The organism is Sphaerisporangium corydalis (genome assembly GCF_025506355.1).
GTDB lineage: Bacteria > Actinomycetota > Actinomycetes > Streptosporangiales > Streptosporangiaceae > Sphaerisporangium > Sphaerisporangium corydalis.
In genome coordinates this window covers 13,995-35,005 of record NZ_JANZYP010000028.1, presented here as the reverse complement: position 1 = coordinate 35,005, position 21,011 = coordinate 13,995, and the positions used below count along the sequence as shown (strand labels likewise).

The window sequence follows — 21,011 nt, the reverse complement described above, 5'->3', positions numbered from 1 at the left end:
CGCTCCTAGTGCGGGGAGAAGACGGTGGCGATGTCGGCCTCGTTGGTGTCCGGCCGCCAGGCGCCCAGGACCTGCACGTGCTGGCCCACGCGCAGCAGCGACAGGTCGGCGGACGGCGGCGCGTCGGAGTAGACGGCGACCGAGGTGCCGGGCACCAGGTGGCAGAGGACCTCTTTCCCGTTGTGGTCCAGGTGGATCTTGTCGCTGGTGATGTTCCTGATGTGGCCCTTGATGTTGATGATGTTGAGCCACACCGACTCGGCCGCGAGCACTCCGTCCGGCATGCGCACGCCACGGGCGTACAGCCCGTCGCCCGGCCTGGCCTGCTCGAAGGAGACGGGGCCCAGCTTCCACAGGCTCGTGCCGTCGACGACCCGGATGCTGTGGAACACCATGTTCGACCCGAGGACGAACAGGGTGTTGCCCTTGATGTCGCGGATCCGGCCCTCGGCGAAGTTCGGGTCGGGCGTCCCGGGTTCGATCCCCGGCGCCGCGGCGCCGAACGCCGCCTCCGGGCCGAGCGACCCCATGGTGGTGGCCGCGAGCACCCCGGCCCCGCCCCCGAGGACGGCGGACCTGAGCAGCTGCCTTCTGCTGGTCATCGGGCGTCCTTCCTGCTAGGGGGTGGAGATCTCGGCCGGCCGGAGGCCGGCGGAGAGGCTGGCGATCTGGCTGAACGCGGCCGGGGTCAGGTCGATCAGCCGGTTGCTCGCGCACGTCGCGCCGCAGCAGCTCCGCTCGCCGCAGAACAGGTCGGTCTGCGGGCCGCAGTCGGCGATCGAGGTGACGACACTGGCGCCGCTGCACAGTGCCGTGGTCCGGTGGTTGAAGCCGCAGGTCCTGCGGGACAGGCCGACGCCGCAGGTGTCCGGGTGGGTGATCGCCAGGCAGTTGTCGGAGGTGTTGGGCCACGCGTGCTGCATGCTGCCGGAGTTGCAGGTGCCGCAGGCTCCCCTGCCGGTGGTCGAGCACGGTCCCCAGGCGGTGCCGCAGCAGAACCAGGAGACCTCTCCTTGGACGGGGCCGAGCAGGTCCCTGGGCGGGGCGGGGGGCTGGCTGCGCGCCATGCGCGTCCTCCTACGAGTGGCTCCGGCGGTCCCTCGGTCCGATAAGGCAAATACGGAAATTCCTGACCTTCCCATGAATAACATGTCAGATGATTTCGTCAATGCCTGATCGCGAGCCGCTATGAACTCACCCGCCGCGTCCACCGGCCGCCGCCCTCGGAAACCCCGGGCGCGGGATGCGTACGCATGGCCGTGAGCGAGGAGCATTCATCCGGAAACTCTCCGAAGACGCCCGCCGTCGTGGCCGGATGTACGAATAATGTACGCCCATAATGCGGCCCCCGCCCGGACTTCCCCGCCGCACAGGAAAGCGCGCGGGAATGTGATGGGCGCGACGGGTTCACGGGCGTCCGCTCACCCGCCCGTGAGGGGGAGGCGCAGGGTGACGCGGGCGCCGCCCAGGGGGGAGGGCCCGGCGTCCAGGGTCCCGTGGTGGGCCTGGGCGATCTCGCGGGCGATCGCCAGGCCGAGGCCGCTGCCGTCCCGGTCGAGCGCGCGGGCGGCGTCCAGCCGGGTGAACCGCTCGAAGATCCGCTCACGGTCGGCCTCGGCGATTCCCTCGCCGTCGTCGGACACGGCCAGTTCCGCCACGCGGCCGGTGCGGCCGAGTTCGACCGACACGATCCGCCGCGCGTGCCGCTGGGCGTTGTCCAGCAGGTTGGTGAGCACCCGGCAGATCTGGATGCGCACGGCGTCGGCGACCACGCCGCGCGTGAGCCGCAGGCGGATCCTCAGCGGGTCGGACCGCAGGGCGACCTCCGCCTCGACCAGCTCGGCCAGGTCCACCGGCTCCCGCCGGGGCGCGTCCACGCCGCTCCTGGACAGCAGGAGCAGGTCGTTGATGATCGCCTCCAGCCGGCCGACGTCGCAGAGGGCCCGGTCGATCACGTCGCGCACGTCGTCCTCGCCGGGGTGCATCCGGGCCTCCTCGAGTTCCGCGCGCAGCCCGGCGACGGGCGTGCGCAGCTCGTGCGAGGCGTCGGAGGCGAAGCGGCGCTGGCATTCCAGCGCCCGGCTGAGCCGTTCCAGCCTGAGGGCGGCGTTCTGCACGCTCGGGCCGATCCCGATCTCGCCGGCCATCTCGGGGACGCCGTCGCGGTCGGGCGTGGCGGGCACGCGGGCATGGTTTCTGCTGTCCATATCGGGTCTTCCTTCCGCGGCCGGGCCGTGGGTCACGGTGCCCGGAGCGCAGGTGTCCCGCGCGTGGTCTCCGTCCGGTCGGACGGCACGCGACCGGGGTGATGCGGCGACATGGGCTGGACCAGGGATGAGCGGGGGGAACGCGCCGCTTGCTTTACCCACACTAGGAGCGGGGTGTAACGTCCTGCCACCCTCAGGTGGTCCGACCCCCACCCCCAGATGGGCCGGATCGGTGCCCGGCGCCGGTCGCCCGCGGCCCTGGCAGCAGGCCCATGCGGTGGGCCACCACGACCGCTTCGAGCTGGCTGTGCGCGCCCAGCTTCATCATGACGTTCTTGACGTGCCCGCGGGCGGTGTGCGGGCTGAGGACCAGGTGGCCGGCGATCGCCTGCGGGTCGAGCCCTTCCCCCATGAGCCCGAGGACCTCCAGCTCGCGCGCGGTGAGTCCCGTGCGGTCGTCGCCCGGCGGCGCGGCCCCCGGCCCTGCGCCCTTGAACAGTTCCCGGAACGTCCCGCCCTCCACCATCACGATCGCGTCGTCGACCGAGGCCCGGATCACCCGGAGGATGTCGGGGAAGGCGCTGTCCTTGGGGAGGAATCCGGTGGCCCCGGCGGTGGCGGCCGCGCCGAGGAGGCCGGGGGTGGGGTCGCCGGTCAGGATCAGGACCCGGATCCCCGGGTGGGCCGCCTTGATCCGCCGGGTGCCCTCGATCCCGTCGTCGCCGGGCAGGTGGACGTCCATCAGCACCACGTCGGGGCTCCGCGTCTCCACGAGCCTGACGGCCTCTTCGACCGTGCCGGCCGTGCCCACGCAGTCCAGGTCCGGCTGGGCGCCGATCGCGATCTCCAGTGCGCCGGCCAGGGCCCGCTGGTCCTCGACCACCAGGACCCGGGTCACGCGTCCCCGCCCTCGGCGGCGCGCGTCGGGAGCGCGGACGGTTCTCGGCACATGGCTGCTCGCTTCGCAGGCGGTCCTCACCCTTCGTCACGAAGGTAACCACAGCGCGTAGTGCCGGGCAAATCCCGCCGTGCCCCTCGGCGCGCCGTTTGGGCGCCGCAGGGGGTGGAGACGGTCCATCTGTGACCACCTACTCGTTCCGGTTGTACGTGGCCGGGACCACGGAACGGTCCAAGGCCGCGGAGGCGAACCTGCGGTTCCTGTGCGACGAGCGCCTCGCCGGCGCGTGCGAGGTGGAGGTCGTCGACGTCGCCGAACGGCCGGACCTGGCGGAGGAGGGCCGGGTGCTCGCCACCCCGACGGTCGTCAGGCTCGCCCCGCCGCCGGTGCTGCGGGTGGTCGGGGACCTGTCCGACCACGGGCGCGCCGCCGCCGCCCTGGGCCTGCCCGCCGCGCCCGGCCCGCCCGAGGAAAGGCTGTGACGATGGACGGGAGCACCGCGATCGAGCGGGTCCCCACGGGGATCGACGGGTTCGACCATGTGGCGCTGGGCGGCCTGCCCGCCCGCAGGTCCACGCTCGTGAGCGGCACGACCGGCAGCGGCAAGACCGTGTTCGCCGTGGAGTTCCTCGCCCGGGGGATCCTGTGCTTCGACGAGCCCGGGGTCTTCGTCACCTTCGAGGAGGCGCCGGCCGGCATCCGGCTCAACTCGGCGTCCCTGGGGTTCCCCATCGAGCGCTGGGAGGACGAGGGCCGGTGGGCCTTCGTGGACGCCTCGGACGTCCTCACCGACGAGGCGCCGGCCGTCGGGGCGTACGACTTCGGCGGCCTGGCGGCGCGCGTCACCTACGCCGTGCGCCGGACCGGGGCCCGCCGTGTCGTGCTCGACTCGCTCGGCGCGCTCTTCGCCCGCTTCGCCGACGCCGCCGTCGTCCGCCGCGAGCTGCTCAAGATCACCTTGGGCCTCCAGGCGCTCGGGGTGACCTCGGTGGTCACGGCCGAACGGCCGGGGGAGTACGACGGCGTGACCCGCCACGGGGTCGAGCCGTTCGTCATGGACAACGTCGTCGTCCTGCGCAACGCCCTGCGGCGGGGACGGCGGAGCCGGACGCTGGAGATCGTCAAGTTCCGCGGCGCCGCCCACCGCACCGGTGAGTGGATCTTCACCATCGACCCGGCCGAGGGCATCGTGCTCGTCCCCCCGGCGTTCCTCGCCGCCTCCACCGGCGGGCGCGCCTCCACGGTCCGCGTCTCGTCGGGCAACGCCGGGCTGGACGAGATGTGCGGCGGCGGCCTCTACCGCGACGCGGTCGTGCTGGTGTCCGGCCCGACCGGCATGGGCAAGACGCTGACCGCCCTCCGCTTCGCCGCCACCGCGGCCGAGTCCGGCGAGCGCTGCCTGATCTGCACGTTCGACGAGACCCGCGAGCAGCTTCTCCGCGACGCCGGCGGGTGGGGGCTGGACCTGCGGGCCATGGAGGCCTCCGGCCTGCTCCGCGTGGTGTCCGGCTACCCGGAGGTGGCCTCGCCCGAGGACCACTTCCTGCGGATCAGGCGGTCGATCGAGGAGTTCGCGCCCACCCGCCTGGTCGTCGACACCCTGTCCTCCCTCGAACGCGTCGTCAGCCAGCGGGCCCTGCTGGACTTCGTCATCGCGCTGGGCGCGCTGCTCCGCCGCGACGAGATCACCACGCTTCTCACCGCCGCCCCCACCGGCCACGCGGTGCCGGCCGGCGTCTCGGCGGTCACCATGGAGATCGCCGGGCTGGCCGACGTGTGGATCATGCTCAGGTACGCCGAACGCGCGGGCGAGGCCCGGCGCGCGGTCACCGTGCTGCGGGCCAGGGGCTCGGCCCACGACCACCGGATCCGCGAGTTCACGATCGACGGCGGCGGCATGCGCATCGGCGAGCCGCTGAACGGCGTCCCGCACGTCTCCACGGGGAACGCCGATCCCACCGCACTGTGGCCGCCGTCCGCCCGTGCCACGGACAGGCCGCCCGGATGAGGGCCGAGGGGGAGCCGGGGACCGGCGCCGGGCGGGAGGCCGCGCGCCGGGACGGCATCAGCGAGGTGGTCGTGTCGGCGTCGGCGGACGGCGTCGTCGCGGTCGACGGGCGCGGGGTCATCAAACTGTGCAACCCGGCGGCCGAGTCGCTGTTCGCCCGCCCGGCGGGGGAGCTCGTCGGCACCCCGTTCGGCTTCCCCATCGTGGCCGGCGCGTCGACCACGATCGACCTGGTGCTGCCCGGCGGGGGCAGGCGGGTGGTCGAGATGCGGGTCTCCGCCACGACCCTGGACGGCGCGCCCCTGTACGTGGCGGCGCTGCGCGACGTCACCCGCAGCCGGCACGCCGAGCGGGAGATGGAGGCGGCCCTGGAACGCCAGAGCGTCCTGGTCGCCATGGCCGCCCACGAGCTGCACAGCCCGCTCGCCACGATCAGCGTGCTGGTCGGCGTGCTGCGCGACCGCCTGACCGCGCTCGCCGAGGACCGGCGGGCCGAGATCGTGGACCGGATCGCCGACCGCACGGCCCGCCTCCAGGGGCTGGTCAAGAAGCTGCTCGTCGCCTCCAGGATCGACGCCAGGGGCGGCGCCTCCGCCTCCCTGGAACGGGTGCCCGTGCTGGCGCTGGTCGTGGAGCTGGTGGGGGAGCAGGACGGGCGGGCCGGGGACGTGCGCCTGTCCTGCGAACCCGGGCTGGTCGCGCTCGCCGACCGCCAGGAGTTCTCGGTGATGGTCGGCAACTACCTGGAGAACGCCTTCGCCTACGGCAGGCCGCCGGTCGAGGTGTCGGCGTCCCGGCGGGCGGGCTGGGTGCTGCTCCGGGTGCGCGACCACGGGCCCGGGGTGCCTGGGGCGTTCGTGCCCCGGCTGTTCGACCGCTTCGCCCGCGAGCCCGGCGTCGAGCGGGTCACCGAGGGCACGGGCCTCGGGCTGTGGATCGTCCGCAGGCTGGCCAGGGCCAACGGCGGGGACGCCTGGTACGAGGCCAGGGACGGCGACGGTGCCCGCTTCCACCTCCGCCTCCGGCGGGCGCCCGGCGACCCCGGCGGGCGAGGACCGGAACCCGTCCGCCCGTGATCGCTTATGTCCAGAGCGCCGGAGATTTTCGCTCATAAGTTAATAAGTTGCGAGATTTCAGCCTGGTCTTACAAACTATGGTCGTTCGCGCACGAGTGATCTCTGGCCGGGAAGCGTCCGGCCGCACCGGCCGGCGGAGGTGACCAGGGTGGACGACGGCGAGACGCCTTTGATCGACGCGAAGGGGCTGGTGAAGGAGTACCCCGCCCGCGACAGGCCAGGAGGGGTCTTCCGCGCGGTGGCCGGGCTCGACTTCCAGGTCGGCCGGGGCGAGGCCTTCGGGTTCCTCGGCCCCAACGGGGCGGGCAAGTCCTCGACCATGCGGATGCTCGGCTGCGTGTCCCCGCCGACCGCCGGCACCCTGCGCATCCTCGGCATGGACCCCGCGCGCGACGGGCGGCTGATCAGGGCACGCCTCGGGGTCGTCCCCCAGGAGGACGCGCTGGACGTCGAGCTCACCGTCCGCGAGAACCTGCTGATGTACGGCAACTACTTCGGCATCCCGCGCCGGGTGGTCAAGGAGCGGGCCGCGCGGCTGCTGGAGTTCGCCCAGCTTGAGGAGAAGGCCGGCGACCGGGTCGAGGCGCTGTCCGGCGGCATGCGGCGCCGGCTCACGATCGCCCGCTCCCTGGTCAACGAGCCCGACGTCCTGCTGCTGGACGAACCCACCACCGGGCTCGACCCCCAAGCGCGGCACGTCCTGTGGGACCGGCTGTTCCGCCTCAAGCAGCAGGGCGTGACCCTCCTGCTCACCACGCACTACATGGACGAGGCCGAGCAGCTCTGCGACCGGCTCGTCGTGATGGACAAGGGCCTGATCGCCGACGAGGGGTCGCCCCGCGAGCTGATCGAGCGCCACTCGACCCGCGAGGTCCTGGAGCTCCGGTTCCGGCTGGACGAGCAGGACCAGGCCACCGGGAAGGTCAGGGCCGTCACCGGCGCCCGCGAGGGCGAGCGCGTCGAGGTCCTGCCGGACCGCCTGATGGTCTACACCCCCGACGGGGAGGCGGCGCTCGCGGCCGTCACCGCCGCCGGGCTGGCCCCGGTCACGGCACTGGTGCGCCGGTCCACCCTGGAGGACGTGTTCCTGCGCCTCACCGGCCGCTCCCTGACGGACTGAGGCACCGATGCTCCTCCGAGAGTTCTCCGCGTGGATGCTCCGCTACCGCCGCACCTGGCGGTCCACCATCGTGGTCAGCGTCGCCAACCCCCTGCTCTTCCTGCTCGCCATCGGCGCCGGCCTCGGCCGGCTCGTCGCCCCCGAGGCGCTGGACGGCATGACGTACCTGGAGTTCTTCGCCCCCGGCATGCTGGCCGCCGCCGCCATGCAGAACGCCTACATCGAGTCGGCGTTCAGGGTGAACGGCGCGCTGCGGCGCGACCGGAGCTACGTGGTCGCCGCGGCCACGCCCCTGGAGCCCAGGGACATCATGGCCGGGCACCTGCTGTTCATCACGTTCAGGATCGCGAGCAGCGCCCTGGCGTTCGCCGTGGTGATGGTCGCCTTCGGCGCGTCGCGCTCCCCGATGGTGGTGCTCACCGTCCCCGCCGCGCTGCTCACCGGCCTCGCCTTCGCGACCCCGCTCGCGGCCTGGGCGGTGACGGTCGAGAAGTTCGGCACGCTCAACGCGGTCTTCCGGTTCGTGCTGATGCCGATGTACCTGCTGTCCGGCACCTTCTTCACGCTGGACTCGCTCCCCGCCTGGCTGCACACCGCCGCGTACGCGCTGCCGCTGTGGCACGGCGTCGACCTGTGCCGGACGCTGAGCCTCGGGACGGCCACCCTGGCGGGCTCCCTGGTGCACGTCGCCTACCTGGGCGCGTTCGCCGCCGGCGGCGTCGCCGTGGCGCTCGTGACCTACCGGCGGCACCTCCACTACTGACGCGACCGGCGTCACCCACTTCAGACGGGAGCGAGGAAATGTCGGCGCTGAAGCTCGGCGAAGGTCCCGGGATCCGGGACGTGCCCCACGTGCCGCGCGCGGGCGGTGCGCACCTGCTGCTGCTCCGCAACCTGTGGGTCCACAAGGGGCACAGCCCGTGGACGATGGCCCTGTACTCGATCTTCGAGCCGGTCCTGTACCTGCTGGCCATCGGCGTCGGCGTCGGCCGGCTGGTCGGCGACGTGGCCGGGGTCGACGTCGGCTACGCCTCGTTCGTCGCCCCCGGCCTGCTGGCCACGGCGGTCATGAACAGCGCGCTGCACGAGACGATGGAGGCCGCGTTCACCAAGGTCCGCTACGACCGGTTCTACCAGTCGGTGCTGGTCACCCCGGTCACCGTGACCGGCGTCGTCGTGGGGGAGGTGGCGTGGGCGATGCTGCGCGGCCTCATCACGGCGGTGGGCTTCCTGGTGGTGATCACCGCGTTCGGCCTGGTGCCCTCCGCGTGGGCGCTCGCGACGCTGCCCGCCGCGCTGCTCGTCGGTTTCGCCTTCGGCGCCTGCGGCCTCGCGGTGACGACGTACATCAGGGGGTGGCACGACTTCCAGTACGTGCAGCTCGTGCTGCTGCCGATGTTCCTGTTCGCGACCACGTTCTACCCCGTGACCGTGTACCCGAGGGTCGTGCAGTTCGTGGTGGAGCTGCTGCCGCTCTACCACGCCATCCAGCTCCTGCGCGGCCTCGCGCTGGGCCGGATAGAGCCCGCGCTGCTGGTCAGCGCGGCCTACCTGGTCATCATGGGGGTGCTCGGGCTCGTCGTCGCCCGGCGGCGCTGGACCCGCGTCCTGCTGCACTGACACGGGGCGGGTGAGCGGGGCGGGTGTGATCCGTGATACGGATGTGGGGCTGAAGGAGGGGACCATGTTGCCTTGGCGGGGCGAACCGGCCGGACGGATCGACGAGCACGTCTTCGAGAGCGAGCTGCTGCGCGGCAACCCCCTCGGGGACCCGCACCACCGGCCGCTGTGGGTCTACCTGCCGCCCGGGTACGACGACGACCCCGACCGGCGCTACCCGTCCGTCTACGTCATCCAGGGCTACACCGGCCACCTCGCCATGTGGAACAACCGCACGCCGTTCCGCCGGCCGTTCCCCGAGACCGCCGACGAGGTCTTCGCCCGGGGCGAGGCGCCGCCGGTCATCGTCGTGTACGTGGACGCATGGACCGCGTACGGCGGCAGCCAGTTCGTCGACTCGCCCGGCACCGGCCGCTACCACTCCTACCTGTGCGACGAGATCGTGCCGTGGGTGGACGCCCGCTACCGCACCCACGCCGGCCGCGACCACCGCGCGATCACCGGCAAGTCCAGCGGCGGGTTCGGCGCGATGATCACCCCGATGCTCCGCCCCGACCTGTTCGGCGCGTTCGCCACCCACGCGGGCGACACCCTCTACGAGTACTGCTACCTGCCGGACTTCTCCCAGGCCGTGCGCCTCCTCCGCGCCTTCGACGGCGACATCGGCCGGTGGTGGCGGGAGTTCCAGGGCCGCACCGCCTTCACCCATCCCGCCGACGAGGTGCTGATCGGGGTGCTCGGCTGCTCGGCCGCCTTCTCCGCCCGCGCGGACGGCGTCCCCGAGCTGCCGTTCGACCCGCGCACCGGCGTGCTCAGGGACGAGCTCTGGCAGCGCTGGCTCGCCTGGGACCCGGTCCGCATGGTGCCCGGTCACGCCGACGCGCTGCGGTCCATGCGGGCCATCTGGATCGACGCGGGCACCCGCGACGAGTACAACCTGGACGTGGGGGCCCAGGCATTCCACCAGGCGCTCCTCGACAATGGCGTATCGGATGACCTGATGCACTTCGAGCTGTTCGACGCCGGGCACGGCGCCATCGACTACCGCTACCCGGTCTCGCTGACCTGGCTCGCCAGGCGCATCCAGCCCGCTCCTGTCCGGGACACGGCTCCCCCCATCCAGTAGCGTTGCGGTGACCGTCGGACAGGCTTCCTGCCCGCAGGCCCTCGCATGGCGTTCCCGGCCGCGTGGCCGGATCCGTGCCGGCCCGTACGGCCCCCTGTCACCGCACCCCCGAGGGAGGGTCCCGTGTCCACCCCGACGTCCGGCGACGGCCCGCCCGGGTACCCGCGCCTGGCCAGGGCCGAGATGGACCGCCTGGCCGAGGTCCGCCGCTACGAGATCCTGGACGCGCCCCGCGACGGGTCCTTCGACGACATCGCCCAGCTCGCCGCCATCGCCTGCGCGACGCCGATCGCCACGGTGACCATCGTCGACGAGGACCGCGTGTGGTTCGCCGCCACCGAGGGGCTGGAGGGCGTGGAGCAGGTCGGCACCGAACCGGGCTTGTGCGCCTCGGCGGTCCTGGACGACGTGCTGTACACCGTGACGGACGCGACGCTCGACCCGCGCACCCTGGACCACCCGCTGGTCCGTGGCGAGCTCGGCCTGCGCTTCTACGCCGCCGCGCCGATCATCACCGCCCAGGGCCACCGGCTCGGCACCGTCAACGTCATCGATCGGGTGCCCCGGCTGCTCAGCGCCACGCAGAACGCCGTACTGACCCGGCTCGCCGCGCTGGTGGCCCGCCTGCTCGACCTCCGCCTGGACGCGATCACGGCCATGCGCGTCGCCCAGGAGCTACGTGAGGCGGCGGCCAGGAACACCGCCGCGGCCGAACCGGGCGGCCCTTGATCGGCCGGGCTCGGCCCTGCGGCCGCTGATCGGCCGGGCCGGCCCGTGATCGGCGCGTGTCAGCCCGGCGGGTCGGCGGCGATGACGTCGACGCGTTCGATCGTCGGCGGGCGGGTGAAGAGCTCGTCGGCCCGCTCCATCAGGGCCTCTGCGACCTTGCCCGACTGGTGCGCCAGCCGCCCGGCGTCGTCGGCGAAGATCCCGAAGATCCCGAAGGTGGCGCAGTTGATGCGCAACGCGAACCATCCTGCCGTGTCCGCCTCGTCCTCGACCAGGACGAGCGAGTCCCGCAGGAAGTTCTCGATCTCCCGCTCCTTACCCGGCCGGGCGTGGACGCGTACCAGCAGGCCGGCGGTCACCATGCGCGATCCCTCCCTCTTCGAGGGCGTGGAAACCTGATCGCCGTGAGCCCTACCCGACCTGGAATGCGGACGAACTACCGTAAATCAGGAAATGGCCTGGCCTTTGCCTGATCGGGGCGTCCCCGGGGTAGCCGGGCTAGGAGCCGATCAGTTCCGAGCCGGGGGAGGCCCCCGGAGGCGAGCCGGCCGTCGTCGCCGGGGCCGGCAGGACGATCGCGGTCAGGATGAGGCCGTCCCTCACCAGCCACCGCCCGGAGAAGGCCGTCACCTCCGAGCCGTCCACCACGGGACCCGGCACGAGGAGCCGCGCGGAGAAGGTGCCGTCATCGGGGCCGATCGACAGGTCCGCCTCCTCGAAGTCGAGCCACAGCCCGGTCAGCGGGAACCACGCCTTGTAGACCGACTCCTTGGCGCTGAACAGCAGCCGCTCCCAGCAGACGCCCTCGCTCCGGCGTGCCAGCTCGCGCAGGCGTTCCCGTTCCGCCGGCAGGGAGATCACCTCGAGCACGCCCTGGGTCAGGACCTCGTTGGGCTCGGCGTCGATGCCGATCGTGGCGACCCGCGCCGACCTGCCGAGCACGGCGGCGCGGTAGCCGGTGCAGTGGGTCATGCTGCCGACGATCCCGCTCGGCCACCCCGGCTCCCCGCGCGGCCCCGGCACCACCGGCACGGGCGGCAGGCCGAGGCGGGCCATGGCGCGCCGGGCGCACAGCCGTGCGGTGGTGAACTCCCTGCGCCGCTTGTCGACCGCCACCTCGACGGCCTTCTCCTCCTCGGGGAACAGCATCGTGTCCGGCGGATCCTCGAACAGGTCCTCGGAGACCACGTACGAGGGGAGAATGCTCTCGATCACGACGGGGCCTCCTCCGGGAAGACGTGCCTGATCGCCCGCATGCCGTCAATGTTGTACTGGCGCCGCTCGCGCGGGTACCCCAGCGACACCTCCTCGAAGCGCACCCCGTCGTACCAGGTGGTGCGGGGGATGTGCAGGTGCCCGTAGATGACCGCCGCCGCGTTGTGGCGCAGGTGCCAGTCGGCCGTCTCGACGGTGCCGCACCACTGCGCGAACTGCGGGTAGTGCAGGATGTCGGTGGGCTGGCGGGTCAGCGGAAAATGGTTCACCAGCACGGTCGGGATGGCGGGGTCGCGCTCGGCGAGGCGGGCCTCGGTCTCGCGCAGCCGGGCCCGGCACCACGCGTCGCGGCTCGGGTAGGGGTCGGGGTGCAGCAGGAACTCGTCGGTGCACACCACGCCGGTCTCGTGCGCCCAGGCGAGCGCCTCCTCCTTGGTGGTGTCCGGCGGCCGGAAGGTGTAGTCGTACAGCACGAACAGCGGCGCGATGGTGACCGGCCCCCCGTGCCCCGTCCACACGGCGTACGGGTCCTCGGGGGTGAGCACGCCGATGCGCCGGCACAGCTCGACCAGGTGGCGGTACCGCTCGTCGCCACGGAGCCGCACCGGGTCGTCCTTCGGCGTCCACAGCTCGTGGTTGCCCGGCGTCCACACGACGGTGGCGAACCGCTCCTTGAGCAGGGTGAGCGCCCACTCGATGTCGGCGACGAACTCGCCGACGTCGCCGGCGACGATCAGCCAGTCGGAGTCCGACTCGGGCCGGAGTTTCTCGACGATCTGGCGGTTCTCCGGATACGCGACATGGAGGTCGCTTATCGCCATCAGCCTGCCACTGCCCGTCGCGCCGATCGTCACATGGCGATCGTAACCGTGACCTTGGCGGCCGGGGAACACACCCCGGGCTGGACCGGAGACGCGCGCGATCCCGGCCCCGCCGGGCGGACGGCCGCGCGAGGCGGCCGGCGCCACCGGCGCGCGGCGGTGGCCTGGGCGGGCGTGCGGCGGTGGCCCGGCGCCGGATACCGTTTGCGCATGACCGCCACCATCGTCGCCAAGGACCTCGCCGCCGGGCACGGTGACCGGGCCCTGTTCGCCGGGCTCGACCTCGTCGTGGCTCCCGAGGACGTGATCGGCCTGGTCGGCGTCAACGGCGCGGGCAAGTCCACGCTGATGCGGATCCTCGCGGGGCTCGCCGCCCCCGAGGCGGGCTCGGTCCAGCTCAGCCCGCCGTCGGCCATCGTCGGATACCTCCCCCAGGAGCCCGACCGCCTGCCCGGGGAGACGGTGTCGGCCTTCCTGGCCCGGCGCACGGGCGTCGCCGCCGCCCAGGTCGCCCTGGACGCGGCGACCGAGGGCCTGGTGGAGGGCCGGCCGGGCGCCGACGACGCGTACTCCACCGGCCTGGAGCGCTGGCTCGCCCTCGGCGGGGCCGACCTTGAGGAGCGCGCGGGCGAGGTCGCCGCCGAGCTCGGCCTGGACGTCGAGCTCGACCGGCCGATGACGGCCCTGTCGGGCGGGCAGGCCGCGCGGGCGGGCATGGCGTCCCTGCTGCTCAGCCGGTACGACGTCTTCCTGCTCGACGAGCCCACCAACGACCTGGACCTGGACGGGCTCGAACGGCTGGAGCGCTTCGTCCAGGGGCTGCGGGCCGGCACGGTGATGGTGAGCCACGACCGCGAGTTCCTCACCAGGACCGTCACCAAGGTGGTCGAGCTCGACCTCGCCCAGCAGCAGGTGCGCGTGTACGGCGGCGGCTACGAGGCCTACCTCACCGAGCGCGAGGTCGCCCGGCGCCATGCCCGCGCCGAGTTCGAGGAGTACGCCGACACGCGGGCCGGGCTCCAGGCGCGGGCCGGGATGCAGCGGGCCTGGATGGAGAAGGGCGTGAAGAACGCCCGGCGCAAGGCCCCCGACAACGACAAGATCGGGCGGAAGTTCCGGTCAGAGGCCACCGAGAAGCAGGCGGCCAAGGCGCGCCAGACCGAGCGGATGATCGAGCGGCTCGACGTGGTGGAGGAGCCACGCAAGGAGTGGGAGCTCCGCATGGAGATCGCCGCCGCTCCCCGTGCCGGGGCCGTCGTCGCCACCGCGCGGGGCGCCGTGGTCAGGCGGGGCGCCTTCGTCCTCGGCCCGGTCGACCTGGAGATCGGCTGGGCCGAGCGGGTGGCGATCACCGGCGCCAACGGCTCGGGCAAGTCGACGCTGCTCGCGGCGCTTCTCGGCAGGGTGCCGCTCGACGAGGGGCACACCGCGCTCGGTCCCGGCGTGGTGGTCGGCGAGGTCGACCAGGCCCGCGCCCTCTTCCTCGGGGACGAGCCGCTGCTCGGCGCGTTCGAGGCGGCCGTGCCCGACCTGCAGCCCGCGGACGTGCGCACCCTGCTCGCCAAGTTCGGCCTGCGCGCCGACCATGTCCTGCGGCCGGCCGCCACGCTGTCACCCGGCGAGCGCACCCGCGCGGCCCTCGCGCTGCTCCAGGCCCGGGGCGTGAACCTGCTGGTGCTGGACGAGCCGACCAACCACCTCGACCTGGTCGCGATCGAGCAGCTCGAATCGGCGCTCGCGTCCTACACCGGCACGCTGCTCCTGGTCACCCACGACCGCCGCATGCTCCAGGCCGTGGACACCACCCGCCACCTCCACCTCACCGCCGGGCGCGTCGACCAACTCGCCCACCCCTGACAGACGCGCCCACCCCTGACGCCGCCGGCCGTTCAAGGACCGCCCACTCGGTTCCGTCCGCCGGGCCGGAGTTCGGCGTGCAATTTTTTCGTGATCAAAGGCCGAAAACCGTATTTACACGAGTTTATGTATGTGACTTATGTATATTTTACGATCTTCCGCTGCTTGGAACGACCTTGGCTGCTAAGACGTTCTTTAGCTAGGTACTTTACTCACATCAAGGGCACTGGTGCGATCGGCCGCGTGCGCGCCCCACGCGACCCCTCCGTACCGCGCCGGGAAGCGGTGGGCACGTGCACAAGGCGCATAACCCGGGCATGCCGACGCCGTGGTCGCGAGGAGTCCAGTTCTTCCAGGCGTCCCGCGCGGGACGCAGGGACGGGCGTCACGGGGTTCCCTACGACCACTTCCCGTACGCGACGAGCTCGTCCGGCGTGCCGGGCGGGTCCGGCGACGACAGGTGGACCAAGTACATCCGGGCGGTCGCCGCCGACAGCGCGTGCCGCCGCGCCCGGGTCATGAAGTCGTTCATCCGGGACACCAAGGAGGAGGAGGGCGCCCTTCTGGTGGCCGCCGGCACGATCAACGAGCTCTCGCGGCGGCTGGAGGGGACCGGGCCGCCCGCCGCGCCCGCCCCGGGCCCGTCGTCGCAGTACCCGCTCCCCCTGGGCGAGGTCATCGCCGCCCGCCGTGCGCGGCTCGACGCCGACGCGCGCGGCGCCGCCGACCGCGAGCTCGCCGCCGCGCGCAAGGCGCTGGCCGAGAAGCTGGCGCTCTACCAGTCGTCGGTCCGCCAGATGCGCACCGACATGAACGAGGTGGCGTCCTTCGCCAACCACGTCGTGTCCCACTACCACCAGGCCCTGGACCGTTCCTACCTGGCCAGGAAGCGGAAGGAGGGCCGCAGGGACGTCAGGCTCCCGGCCTGGGAGCCCGCGAGGATCGAGCCCGACGCCTCCGAGGAGCGCATCGTCATGTCCGGCGACATCCTCGACCTGCTCCCCCCGAAGATCCGTGAGGTCGTGGAGGAAGCGCTGCGGAACCTCGGGAACGGCCCCGCGAGCGAAGGCGGTGCCGCGTGATGACGTCGGCCAGGATCCTCGCCTGCGCGCTGCTCCTCGGGCTCGCGTGCCTGACGGGGTGCGGCGACGACGAGCCCCCGAGCGTCTTCCGCTCGTGCGGCCTGGTCGTGGACGCCACCTCCTTCTCGGTCAACACCGACGTCCCCAAGAAGATCCGCGAGGCGGTCCCGGCGTTCCTCGCCGACTGCGACCGTGTCGCGTACACCGTCGTCAGCGGTTCGGTCGGCTCCTCCGACTGCCGGCAGGCGCCGCTCGGCCTGAACGCCGGCCCCCGGGACGGCGCCCAGGGGAACCCGCACAGGATCGAGCAGATCAACCTCACCCGCAGGGCGGCGGCCGTCACGGTGATGAACCGGCTGCTGGACTGCGCCCGGCAGGAGACCAGGACGCGGACCGGGTCCGACGTCATCGGCGCCCTGGCCGACATCGCCCGCCAGGCCAACCCCCTCGACACCCCGGCCAGGCTCCTGCTGATCAGCGACATGGCGCAGAACACCAAGGAACTGAACCTCTACAAGGCCGAGATCGGCACCGCCGCCCTGCGCGAGGCGATCATCGCGCGCCTCCGGCGGGACAACCGGCTCCCCCGGCTGGAGGGCACGCAGGTCAGGATCGTCGGGTTCGGCGTCAACGTGACCTCCGACGCCCTACGACAGCAGCAGTTCAGGGACTTCTGGAACCTGCTGTTCCAGAGGGCCGGTGCCCCTCCGGTGACCTACGTCTGACACGTCGAAAGGAAGACGCCGATGGGCCAGAACCAGCGACGCGCGTGGTGGTGGCGCGTCAAGCCGTACCTCAACGCCGGCGACCGGACGAGCGTCGCCGAACTGGAGATGGAGGGGGACCCGTACGGGGGCCCGGTGCCCTCGGGGCCGCCCCCGGAGCGTGACCTCAAGAGGCTTCGCGCCGAGGCGCGGGAGAACGGCTACCGCGACGGCAGGTCGGGGATGTACGACCAGTGGAGCCTCTCGACCGGGAGCAGGCCGCCGTACCTCATGACGCTGGAGGCCAAGCGCGAGGAGGTCGTCGCCGAGGAGAAGGTCCGCTCGCTTCGCGACCTGCAGCGCCTGGAGGAGCGCATCGCGGTGACGAAGCAGGACCTGAACAGGTGCACCGAGCAGGTCACGAGCACCAAGGGCGAGATCGAGGCCCTGACCCGGCAGGAGAAGGCGCTTCAGCGGCTGCTCGGCGGCGAGGGGCCGGAGGGGGGGACCGGCGCGGAGGGGACCGCCGCCCAGCCCGGTCGCAGGTGGGCGGAGCCGACGCGCTCACTCAAGCGCCGCCTGCTCGCTTTCGTGCTGCGCGGTGTCGTGCTCGTGCTGTTCGCCGCGGTCGAGATCCCGATCCAGTACGCCACGTTCCTGTTCTTCGGCGAGAGCCCGGTCATGACGCTGGCCTTCGTCGCCGGCACGGCGGGCTCGATGCTCGTGGCCCCTCACCTCGCCGGCGGGTGGGTCAGGCGGATGAGCGTCGAGGGGTGGCGCTCGCCCCTGCTCCCGGGCACCGTCCTGGTCGTGGCGGGCTGGTTCACCGGGGTGTGCCTGCTCGCCTACCTGCGCACGGCCGTGCTGTTCGCGTCGATCATCGACTCCGAGACCCTCCTGCAGGTGAAGTCGACGATCGACACGCTCCAGCTCGGCCGGGTGCCGGTGGTCGTGCTGTTCAGCGCGCTGCTGACGCTGAGCGGCGTGGTGACGTTCACCTACGGGTTCCTCGGCGAGAACCCGTACGCGACGAAGCTGGCCGACATCCAGCGCGAGCGCAAGAAGCTGGAGAAGGTGCTGGCCGTGCTCGAAGGGCGCAGGCACCGCGACGAGTACCTGGTCAGCCTCGCCGCCACGCGCAGCGCGCGCCACGCGGAGCGGTGGGAGGCCTGGATCACCGCCAGGGGCAAGCACTACGACGTCTGCGTGGCCGTCTACCTGCAGGCGGTCGCGGACGCGATGAAGAACCCGGCGTTCACCGAGTCCGCGGGCCTGTGGCTTCGCGAGCAGGCCAAGGGCCCGGTCTCGGCGCACTGAATGGTTTCGAGCAGTACCGAGTGACGGGAGCGTTGGGTGGACAGTGTCCGCGTATGCCTGGCCGGGATCGGGTTCGGCCTCATCATCGCCGGATTGTTCGGCGCCTCGATCAGCATCGCGTCCGTCGTCGTCCTCAAGGAACCCACCTTCGGCCAGCGGGCCGCGCTGGCCGCCATCGGCGTCGTCACCGTGGCCCTGATGCTGTGGACGAGGCCCCCGTGGAGGTCCGTGCCGCTCCACAGGCTGACCGCCCTTCTGGTCAGTTGCCTCATCGGGCTGCTGCTCGCCTACCTGACCTCCAGCCTGCGCTTCCCCGACCTCACCGCGGACCGGCCCCACAAGGGACGGGAGGGCAAGTGGGGGGGCGTCCTCGACTACGGGAGGGCCGGTAAGCACACGGTCTGGCTGAGCATCGACGCCGTCAGCGGCCCGCTCCTGGTGTCGGGCAGGCTCGAAATCGGGATGCGCAACGGCTCCTGCGCCTTCGAGCTCAGCGACTCCCTGGTCACGCCGGGAAAGGCGGTGTCGATGGGGTCGCCCGGCCGGTCCCGGGACGAGGAGGTCTGCGGGGCCGAGGACGGCGCCGAACTGGGCACGGAGGTGGACCCCTCCGGCACGCGCATGCACCTCGTCCTGACCGGCAAGGGAAGGAAAATCGCGGAGGGGGACGTGTGCCGCGGACCGCTCGGAATCCTCCCCGTCCTCCCTGATATCCCCGGCATCCGCGTCTTCGACTGTCCGCCGCCGGCCCCTCCCGGAGATCTCCCGTCCCGTTGAACCGCATCCCGCCGCAGCGCGTACCTCCTGGTACGAATCGCCGCTCGGCCCCGCGTACGTACCGCGGCGGAGCGGACGACGGTCCAGAGTGATCAGGGAAAGGGGTCTCCGTGCCCGTGCGCAGCGTCCGGAAGAGACTCGTTCCGGCGGTCGCCGGGTTGGCCGCCGCCCTGCTGCTGACCCCGACGGGGAGCGCGTCCGCCGAGCCGCGCCCGACGGTCGCGCAGGCGAAGACCAGGCTGGACAAGCTCCAGGACCAGGCCGACAAGATGGTGGAGCGCTATAACACCGTCGCCGAGAAGTACAAGTCGGCCAAGCGGAAGTACGGGCGGCTGGACCAGGAGCTGAGCCGCGAGACCGGCAAGGTCGCCGACCTGCGGGAGGACGTCGTGTCCGCCGCCTCGAACATGTACCAGTACGGCGGCCTGATGAGCGTGCCGGGCATCGTCTCCCAGGACGACCCGGCCGGGCTGCTGTCCGGGCTGGCGGTGGCCAACCAGGTGACGGCCGGCCAGGCGCAGACCCTGGAGGAGTTCGACAACGCCACCAAGGGCCTCCGCACGCGCCGCGGCAAGGCCAAGTCGGCCTACGACGACATGGCGAAGATCCTGGCCGACGTCGCCAAGGAGAAGAAGCAGGTCGACAAGCTCGTCGGCGAGCAGGAACGCCTCCTGCGGCGGCTCAACCAGTTCAACGCGGGCGACCCGAACAGCCGCGGCATCAAGTACACCGGCACGGCGTCGGGGAACGCCAAGGTCGCCCTGCAGTTCGCCTTCGCGCAGGTGGGCAAGCCGTACCGCTACGGCGCCACCGGGCCGGGCGCCTACGACTGCTCCGGGTTCGCCCAGGCGTCGTGGGCCAAGGCCGGCGTCAGGCTGCCGCGCACCACCTACTCGCAGTGGGCGTGGGGGTCGGCCCGCCGCGTCTCGCTGAACGACCTGCAGCCCGGTGACCTGCTGTTCAGCAACGGGCTCGGCCACATGGGCATCTACGCGGGCGCCGGCAAGATGGTGCACGCGCCGCACACCGGCGACGTCGTGAAGGTCGTCACCCTGGACTCCTACTGGCGCGGCCGGCTGGTGGGCGCCGTCCGCCCCTGACCGGCCCGGCCGGGCCCTCAGGAGACGTACAGGTACAGCGCGTCGGCGACGCAGGCGGGCCTGCGCATGCCGTCGACCTCGACGGTCAGCCGGACCGAGGCCAGCCGCCCGGCGGGCGAGTTCTTCAGGTCGGTGAGCGTGGCGCCGCCGCGCACCTTGGCGCCGACCGGGACGGGGGCGCGGAAGCGCAGCTTGTCCAGGCCCACGTTGACCACCATGCCGGCCTCCTCGATCGAGAAGATCTCGGCGATGAAGGCGGGCAGCAGGGCCAGCGTCAGGTAGCCGTGGGCGATGGTCGCGCCGAACGGGCCGGCCGAGGCGCGCTCGGGGTCGACATGGATCCACTGCCGGTCGCCGGTCGCCTCGGCGAACATGTCCACCTGCGCCTGCGTCACGACATGCCATCCGCTGTACCCGAGGTGCTCCCCCTTGGCCGCGCCGAACTCCTCCACGCTCACGAAAGATCTCACCCCCGCATCCTCCTGACCCCGCGCGCGCCGCGCAACAACGGCCGCGCCGGATGGGACGCGGCGGGGTGTCCGGGACATCCCGGCCGTATCAAGGCCTGCTTTGGGTAACGAGATGATTACGCTTCGTTGCCTGTCCGTCATCCGATCCGTGGTGCATGGTACTGATCCTTTGTACTCTCAGTAGTCAATCGATCGCTGAGAGTGAACAATCGGATCGCGCTTCGGCGCATGCGCATCGGAGGTCGACAAGCATGGACAAGCAATCGCCGGTGGACGGTCGCGGGCACGGACGGCTCGGCCGGGTCCTGTCACGCCTCGGAGCCGTCGTGGCCGGCGCCGGCCTGATCGTGGTGCCCGCGACGGCGGACGCCGCGCGTGGTACGGACGCCGCGCCGTCCTCGGCCAGGGCCGACGTCCAGATCGTCGCGGTGCACAGCCGCAAGTGCCTGAACGTGGACCTGAGCCAGGGCGGCACCGAAGACGGCGCCGACGTCCTGCAGTGGACCTGCGCCGGCACCGACAACCAGCTCTGGAGCATCGAGGACGCCGGCGGCGGCTACTACCGGGTGATCGCCCGGCACAGCGGCCAGTGCCTGGAGGTCGAGGGGGGCAGCGCCGAGGACGGCGCCAACGTCCAGCAGTGGACCTGCGTCGCCAGCGCCAACCAGCTCTGGTCGGTCCACCGCTTCGGCGACGGCTCCTTCGCCTTCGCGTCCGCCGTCAGCCGCAAGTGCCTGCAGGTCGCCGAGGGGAGTTTCGAGGACGGTGCCAACGTCGAGCAGTGGGGCTGTGACCGCGCCTCGTACCAGCGGTGGCTGATCGGCTGAGCCGGGTCGTCATCAGGCTGGGAGCCGGCGCCTCCCCGGATGGGCGCCGGCTCCCGT

23 protein-coding genes are annotated in these 21,011 nt (G+C 72.2%); 15 read left to right on the top strand and 8 right to left on the bottom strand.

The annotated features are described in order from the left end of the window. Positions 1–5: 5 nt before the first annotated feature. The 4 genes from NYZ98_RS20060 to NYZ98_RS20045 all read right to left on the bottom strand — a co-directional run bounded on the left by NYZ98_RS20060 (position 6) and on the right by NYZ98_RS20045 (position 3,105). Positions 6–602, bottom strand: coding sequence for a cell wall protein (locus NYZ98_RS20060; protein ID WP_262844359.1), 597 nt, complete (start codon positions 600–602; stop codon positions 6–8). A gap of 15 nt (positions 603–617) precedes the next feature. Beyond that, complete coding sequence (locus NYZ98_RS20055) at positions 618–1,067, bottom strand: septal ring lytic transglycosylase RlpA family protein (protein WP_262844358.1); 450 nt, start codon at positions 1,065–1,067, stop codon at positions 618–620. Positions 1,068–1,421: 354 nt separating this feature from the next. After that, on the bottom strand, positions 1,422–2,207 hold the full coding sequence (locus tag NYZ98_RS20050) for a sensor histidine kinase (RefSeq protein ID WP_262844357.1): 786 nt from the start codon (positions 2,205–2,207) through the stop codon (positions 1,422–1,424). A gap of 193 nt (positions 2,208–2,400) precedes the next feature. Further along, positions 2,401–3,105 carry a response regulator transcription factor gene (locus NYZ98_RS20045; protein WP_262844356.1) on the bottom strand — a complete coding sequence of 235 codons (705 nt, stop codon included), beginning with the start codon at positions 3,103–3,105 and terminating at the stop codon, positions 2,401–2,403. 182 nt (positions 3,106–3,287) lie between these two features. Between NYZ98_RS20045 and NYZ98_RS20040 the strand changes: the two genes are divergently transcribed. The 8 genes from NYZ98_RS20040 (at position 3,288) to NYZ98_RS20005 (ending at position 10,784) form a co-directional block, all read left to right on the top strand. After that, positions 3,288–3,587: a circadian clock KaiB family protein gene (locus NYZ98_RS20040; RefSeq protein ID WP_262844355.1), complete on the top strand. Its 300-nt coding sequence runs from the start codon at positions 3,288–3,290 to the stop codon at positions 3,585–3,587. Positions 3,588–3,589: 2 nt separating this feature from the next. Continuing rightward, positions 3,590–5,113: a circadian clock protein KaiC gene (kaiC, locus tag NYZ98_RS20035; protein WP_262844354.1), complete on the top strand. Its 1,524-nt coding sequence runs from the start codon at positions 3,590–3,592 to the stop codon at positions 5,111–5,113. Next, positions 5,110–6,189: a sensor histidine kinase gene (locus tag NYZ98_RS20030; RefSeq protein WP_262844353.1), complete on the top strand. Its 1,080-nt coding sequence runs from the start codon at positions 5,110–5,112 to the stop codon at positions 6,187–6,189. The genes kaiC and NYZ98_RS20030 overlap by 4 nt, the downstream gene beginning before the upstream one ends. A gap of 148 nt (positions 6,190–6,337) precedes the next feature. Next, positions 6,338–7,309 (top strand): ABC transporter ATP-binding protein, encoded by a 972-nt coding sequence (locus NYZ98_RS20025; protein WP_262844352.1) that lies wholly within the window; start codon positions 6,338–6,340, stop codon positions 7,307–7,309. A gap of 7 nt (positions 7,310–7,316) precedes the next feature. Continuing rightward, positions 7,317–8,072 carry an ABC transporter permease gene (locus NYZ98_RS20020; RefSeq protein ID WP_262844351.1) on the top strand — a complete coding sequence of 252 codons (756 nt, stop codon included), beginning with the start codon at positions 7,317–7,319 and terminating at the stop codon, positions 8,070–8,072. A 38-nt stretch (positions 8,073–8,110) separates the two neighbouring features. Further along, complete coding sequence (locus NYZ98_RS20015) at positions 8,111–8,929, top strand: ABC transporter permease (protein WP_262844350.1); 819 nt, start codon at positions 8,111–8,113, stop codon at positions 8,927–8,929. A 64-nt stretch (positions 8,930–8,993) separates the two neighbouring features. After that, positions 8,994–10,055 carry an alpha/beta hydrolase-fold protein gene (locus NYZ98_RS20010; protein WP_262844349.1) on the top strand — a complete coding sequence of 354 codons (1,062 nt, stop codon included), beginning with the start codon at positions 8,994–8,996 and terminating at the stop codon, positions 10,053–10,055. 123 nt (positions 10,056–10,178) lie between these two features. Continuing rightward, positions 10,179–10,784, top strand: coding sequence for a GAF domain-containing protein (locus NYZ98_RS20005; protein WP_262844348.1), 606 nt, complete (start codon positions 10,179–10,181; stop codon positions 10,782–10,784). Positions 10,785–10,843: 59 nt separating this feature from the next. On the opposite strand, the gene NYZ98_RS20000 is transcribed toward NYZ98_RS20005, so the two are convergent. The 3 genes from NYZ98_RS20000 to NYZ98_RS19990 all read right to left on the bottom strand — a co-directional run bounded on the left by NYZ98_RS20000 (position 10,844) and on the right by NYZ98_RS19990 (position 12,820). After that, complete coding sequence (locus NYZ98_RS20000) at positions 10,844–11,146, bottom strand: putative quinol monooxygenase (RefSeq protein ID WP_262844347.1); 303 nt, start codon at positions 11,144–11,146, stop codon at positions 10,844–10,846. Between the two features lie 136 nt (positions 11,147–11,282). Continuing rightward, positions 11,283–11,999: a 4'-phosphopantetheinyl transferase family protein gene (locus NYZ98_RS19995; protein ID WP_262844346.1), complete on the bottom strand. Its 717-nt coding sequence runs from the start codon at positions 11,997–11,999 to the stop codon at positions 11,283–11,285. After that, positions 11,996–12,820 carry a metallophosphoesterase family protein gene (locus NYZ98_RS19990; protein ID WP_262844421.1) on the bottom strand — a complete coding sequence of 275 codons (825 nt, stop codon included), beginning with the start codon at positions 12,818–12,820 and terminating at the stop codon, positions 11,996–11,998. Before NYZ98_RS19990 ends, NYZ98_RS19995 begins: the two co-directional genes overlap by 4 nt. A 33-nt stretch (positions 12,821–12,853) precedes the next feature. Here NYZ98_RS19990 and NYZ98_RS19985 point away from each other — a divergent pair, with 33 nt between their 5' ends. From NYZ98_RS19985 to NYZ98_RS19960, 6 genes are all read left to right on the top strand, one after another. Further along, positions 12,854–14,677 carry an ABC-F family ATP-binding cassette domain-containing protein gene (locus NYZ98_RS19985; protein WP_262844345.1) on the top strand — a complete coding sequence of 608 codons (1,824 nt, stop codon included), beginning with the start codon at positions 12,854–12,856 and terminating at the stop codon, positions 14,675–14,677. A 317-nt stretch (positions 14,678–14,994) separates the two neighbouring features. Then, entirely contained in the window at positions 14,995–15,759 is a 765-nt protein-coding gene (locus tag NYZ98_RS19980) for a hypothetical protein (protein ID WP_262844344.1), read from the top strand. Then, complete coding sequence (locus NYZ98_RS19975; RefSeq protein WP_262844343.1) at positions 15,759–16,484, top strand: hypothetical protein; 726 nt, start codon at positions 15,759–15,761, stop codon at positions 16,482–16,484. Before NYZ98_RS19980 ends, NYZ98_RS19975 begins: the two co-directional genes overlap by 1 nt. Positions 16,485–16,505: 21 nt before the next feature. Further along, positions 16,506–17,780, top strand: a complete 1,275-nt coding sequence (locus NYZ98_RS19970) for a hypothetical protein (protein WP_262844342.1) — start codon at positions 16,506–16,508, stop codon at positions 17,778–17,780. Between the two features lie 36 nt (positions 17,781–17,816). Beyond that, entirely contained in the window at positions 17,817–18,557 is a 741-nt protein-coding gene (locus NYZ98_RS19965; protein WP_262844341.1) for a PRA1 family protein, read from the top strand. Positions 18,558–18,667: 110 nt separating this feature from the next. Then, positions 18,668–19,657 (top strand): C40 family peptidase, encoded by a 990-nt coding sequence (locus NYZ98_RS19960; protein ID WP_262844340.1) that lies wholly within the window; start codon positions 18,668–18,670, stop codon positions 19,655–19,657. A gap of 17 nt (positions 19,658–19,674) precedes the next feature. On the opposite strand, the gene NYZ98_RS19955 is transcribed toward NYZ98_RS19960, so the two are convergent. After that, positions 19,675–20,127: a MaoC family dehydratase gene (locus NYZ98_RS19955; protein WP_262844339.1), complete on the bottom strand. Its 453-nt coding sequence runs from the start codon at positions 20,125–20,127 to the stop codon at positions 19,675–19,677. A 251-nt stretch (positions 20,128–20,378) separates the two neighbouring features. On the opposite strand from NYZ98_RS19955, the gene NYZ98_RS19950 reads away from it, so the two are divergent. After that, positions 20,379–20,954, top strand: coding sequence for an RICIN domain-containing protein (locus tag NYZ98_RS19950; protein ID WP_262844338.1), 576 nt, complete (start codon positions 20,379–20,381; stop codon positions 20,952–20,954). The last annotated feature ends 57 nt before the right edge of the window (positions 20,955–21,011 follow it).

What these genes read in the sequence shown, in the direction of transcription:
- NYZ98_RS20060 (WP_262844359.1), bottom strand. Translation starts at nt 602, where the DNA reads ATGACCAGCAGAAGGCAGCTGCTCAGGTCCGCCGTCCTCGGGGGCGGG.
- NYZ98_RS20055 (WP_262844358.1), bottom strand. Translation starts at nt 1,067, where the DNA reads ATGGCGCGCAGCCAGCCCCCCGCCCCGCCCAGGGACCTGCTCGGCCCC.
- NYZ98_RS20050 (WP_262844357.1), bottom strand. Translation starts at nt 2,207, where the DNA reads ATGGACAGCAGAAACCATGCCCGCGTGCCCGCCACGCCCGACCGCGAC.
- kaiC (WP_262844354.1), top strand. Translation starts at nt 3,590, where the DNA reads ATGGACGGGAGCACCGCGATCGAGCGGGTCCCCACGGGGATCGACGGG.
- NYZ98_RS20030 (WP_262844353.1), top strand. Translation starts at nt 5,110, where the DNA reads ATGAGGGCCGAGGGGGAGCCGGGGACCGGCGCCGGGCGGGAGGCCGCG.
- NYZ98_RS20020 (WP_262844351.1), top strand. Translation starts at nt 7,317, where the DNA reads ATGCTCCTCCGAGAGTTCTCCGCGTGGATGCTCCGCTACCGCCGCACC.
- NYZ98_RS20015 (WP_262844350.1), top strand. Translation starts at nt 8,111, where the DNA reads ATGTCGGCGCTGAAGCTCGGCGAAGGTCCCGGGATCCGGGACGTGCCC.
- NYZ98_RS20010 (WP_262844349.1), top strand. Translation starts at nt 8,994, where the DNA reads ATGTTGCCTTGGCGGGGCGAACCGGCCGGACGGATCGACGAGCACGTC.
- NYZ98_RS20000 (WP_262844347.1), bottom strand. Translation starts at nt 11,146, where the DNA reads ATGGTGACCGCCGGCCTGCTGGTACGCGTCCACGCCCGGCCGGGTAAG.
- NYZ98_RS19990 (WP_262844421.1), bottom strand. Translation starts at nt 12,820, where the DNA reads ATGGCGATAAGCGACCTCCATGTCGCGTATCCGGAGAACCGCCAGATC.
- NYZ98_RS19985 (WP_262844345.1), top strand. Translation starts at nt 12,854, where the DNA reads ATGGCGATCGTAACCGTGACCTTGGCGGCCGGGGAACACACCCCGGGC.
- NYZ98_RS19980 (WP_262844344.1), top strand. Translation starts at nt 14,995, where the DNA reads ATGCCGACGCCGTGGTCGCGAGGAGTCCAGTTCTTCCAGGCGTCCCGC.
- NYZ98_RS19975 (WP_262844343.1), top strand. Translation starts at nt 15,759, where the DNA reads ATGACGTCGGCCAGGATCCTCGCCTGCGCGCTGCTCCTCGGGCTCGCG.
- NYZ98_RS19970 (WP_262844342.1), top strand. Translation starts at nt 16,506, where the DNA reads ATGGGCCAGAACCAGCGACGCGCGTGGTGGTGGCGCGTCAAGCCGTAC.
- NYZ98_RS19950 (WP_262844338.1), top strand. Translation starts at nt 20,379, where the DNA reads ATGGACAAGCAATCGCCGGTGGACGGTCGCGGGCACGGACGGCTCGGC.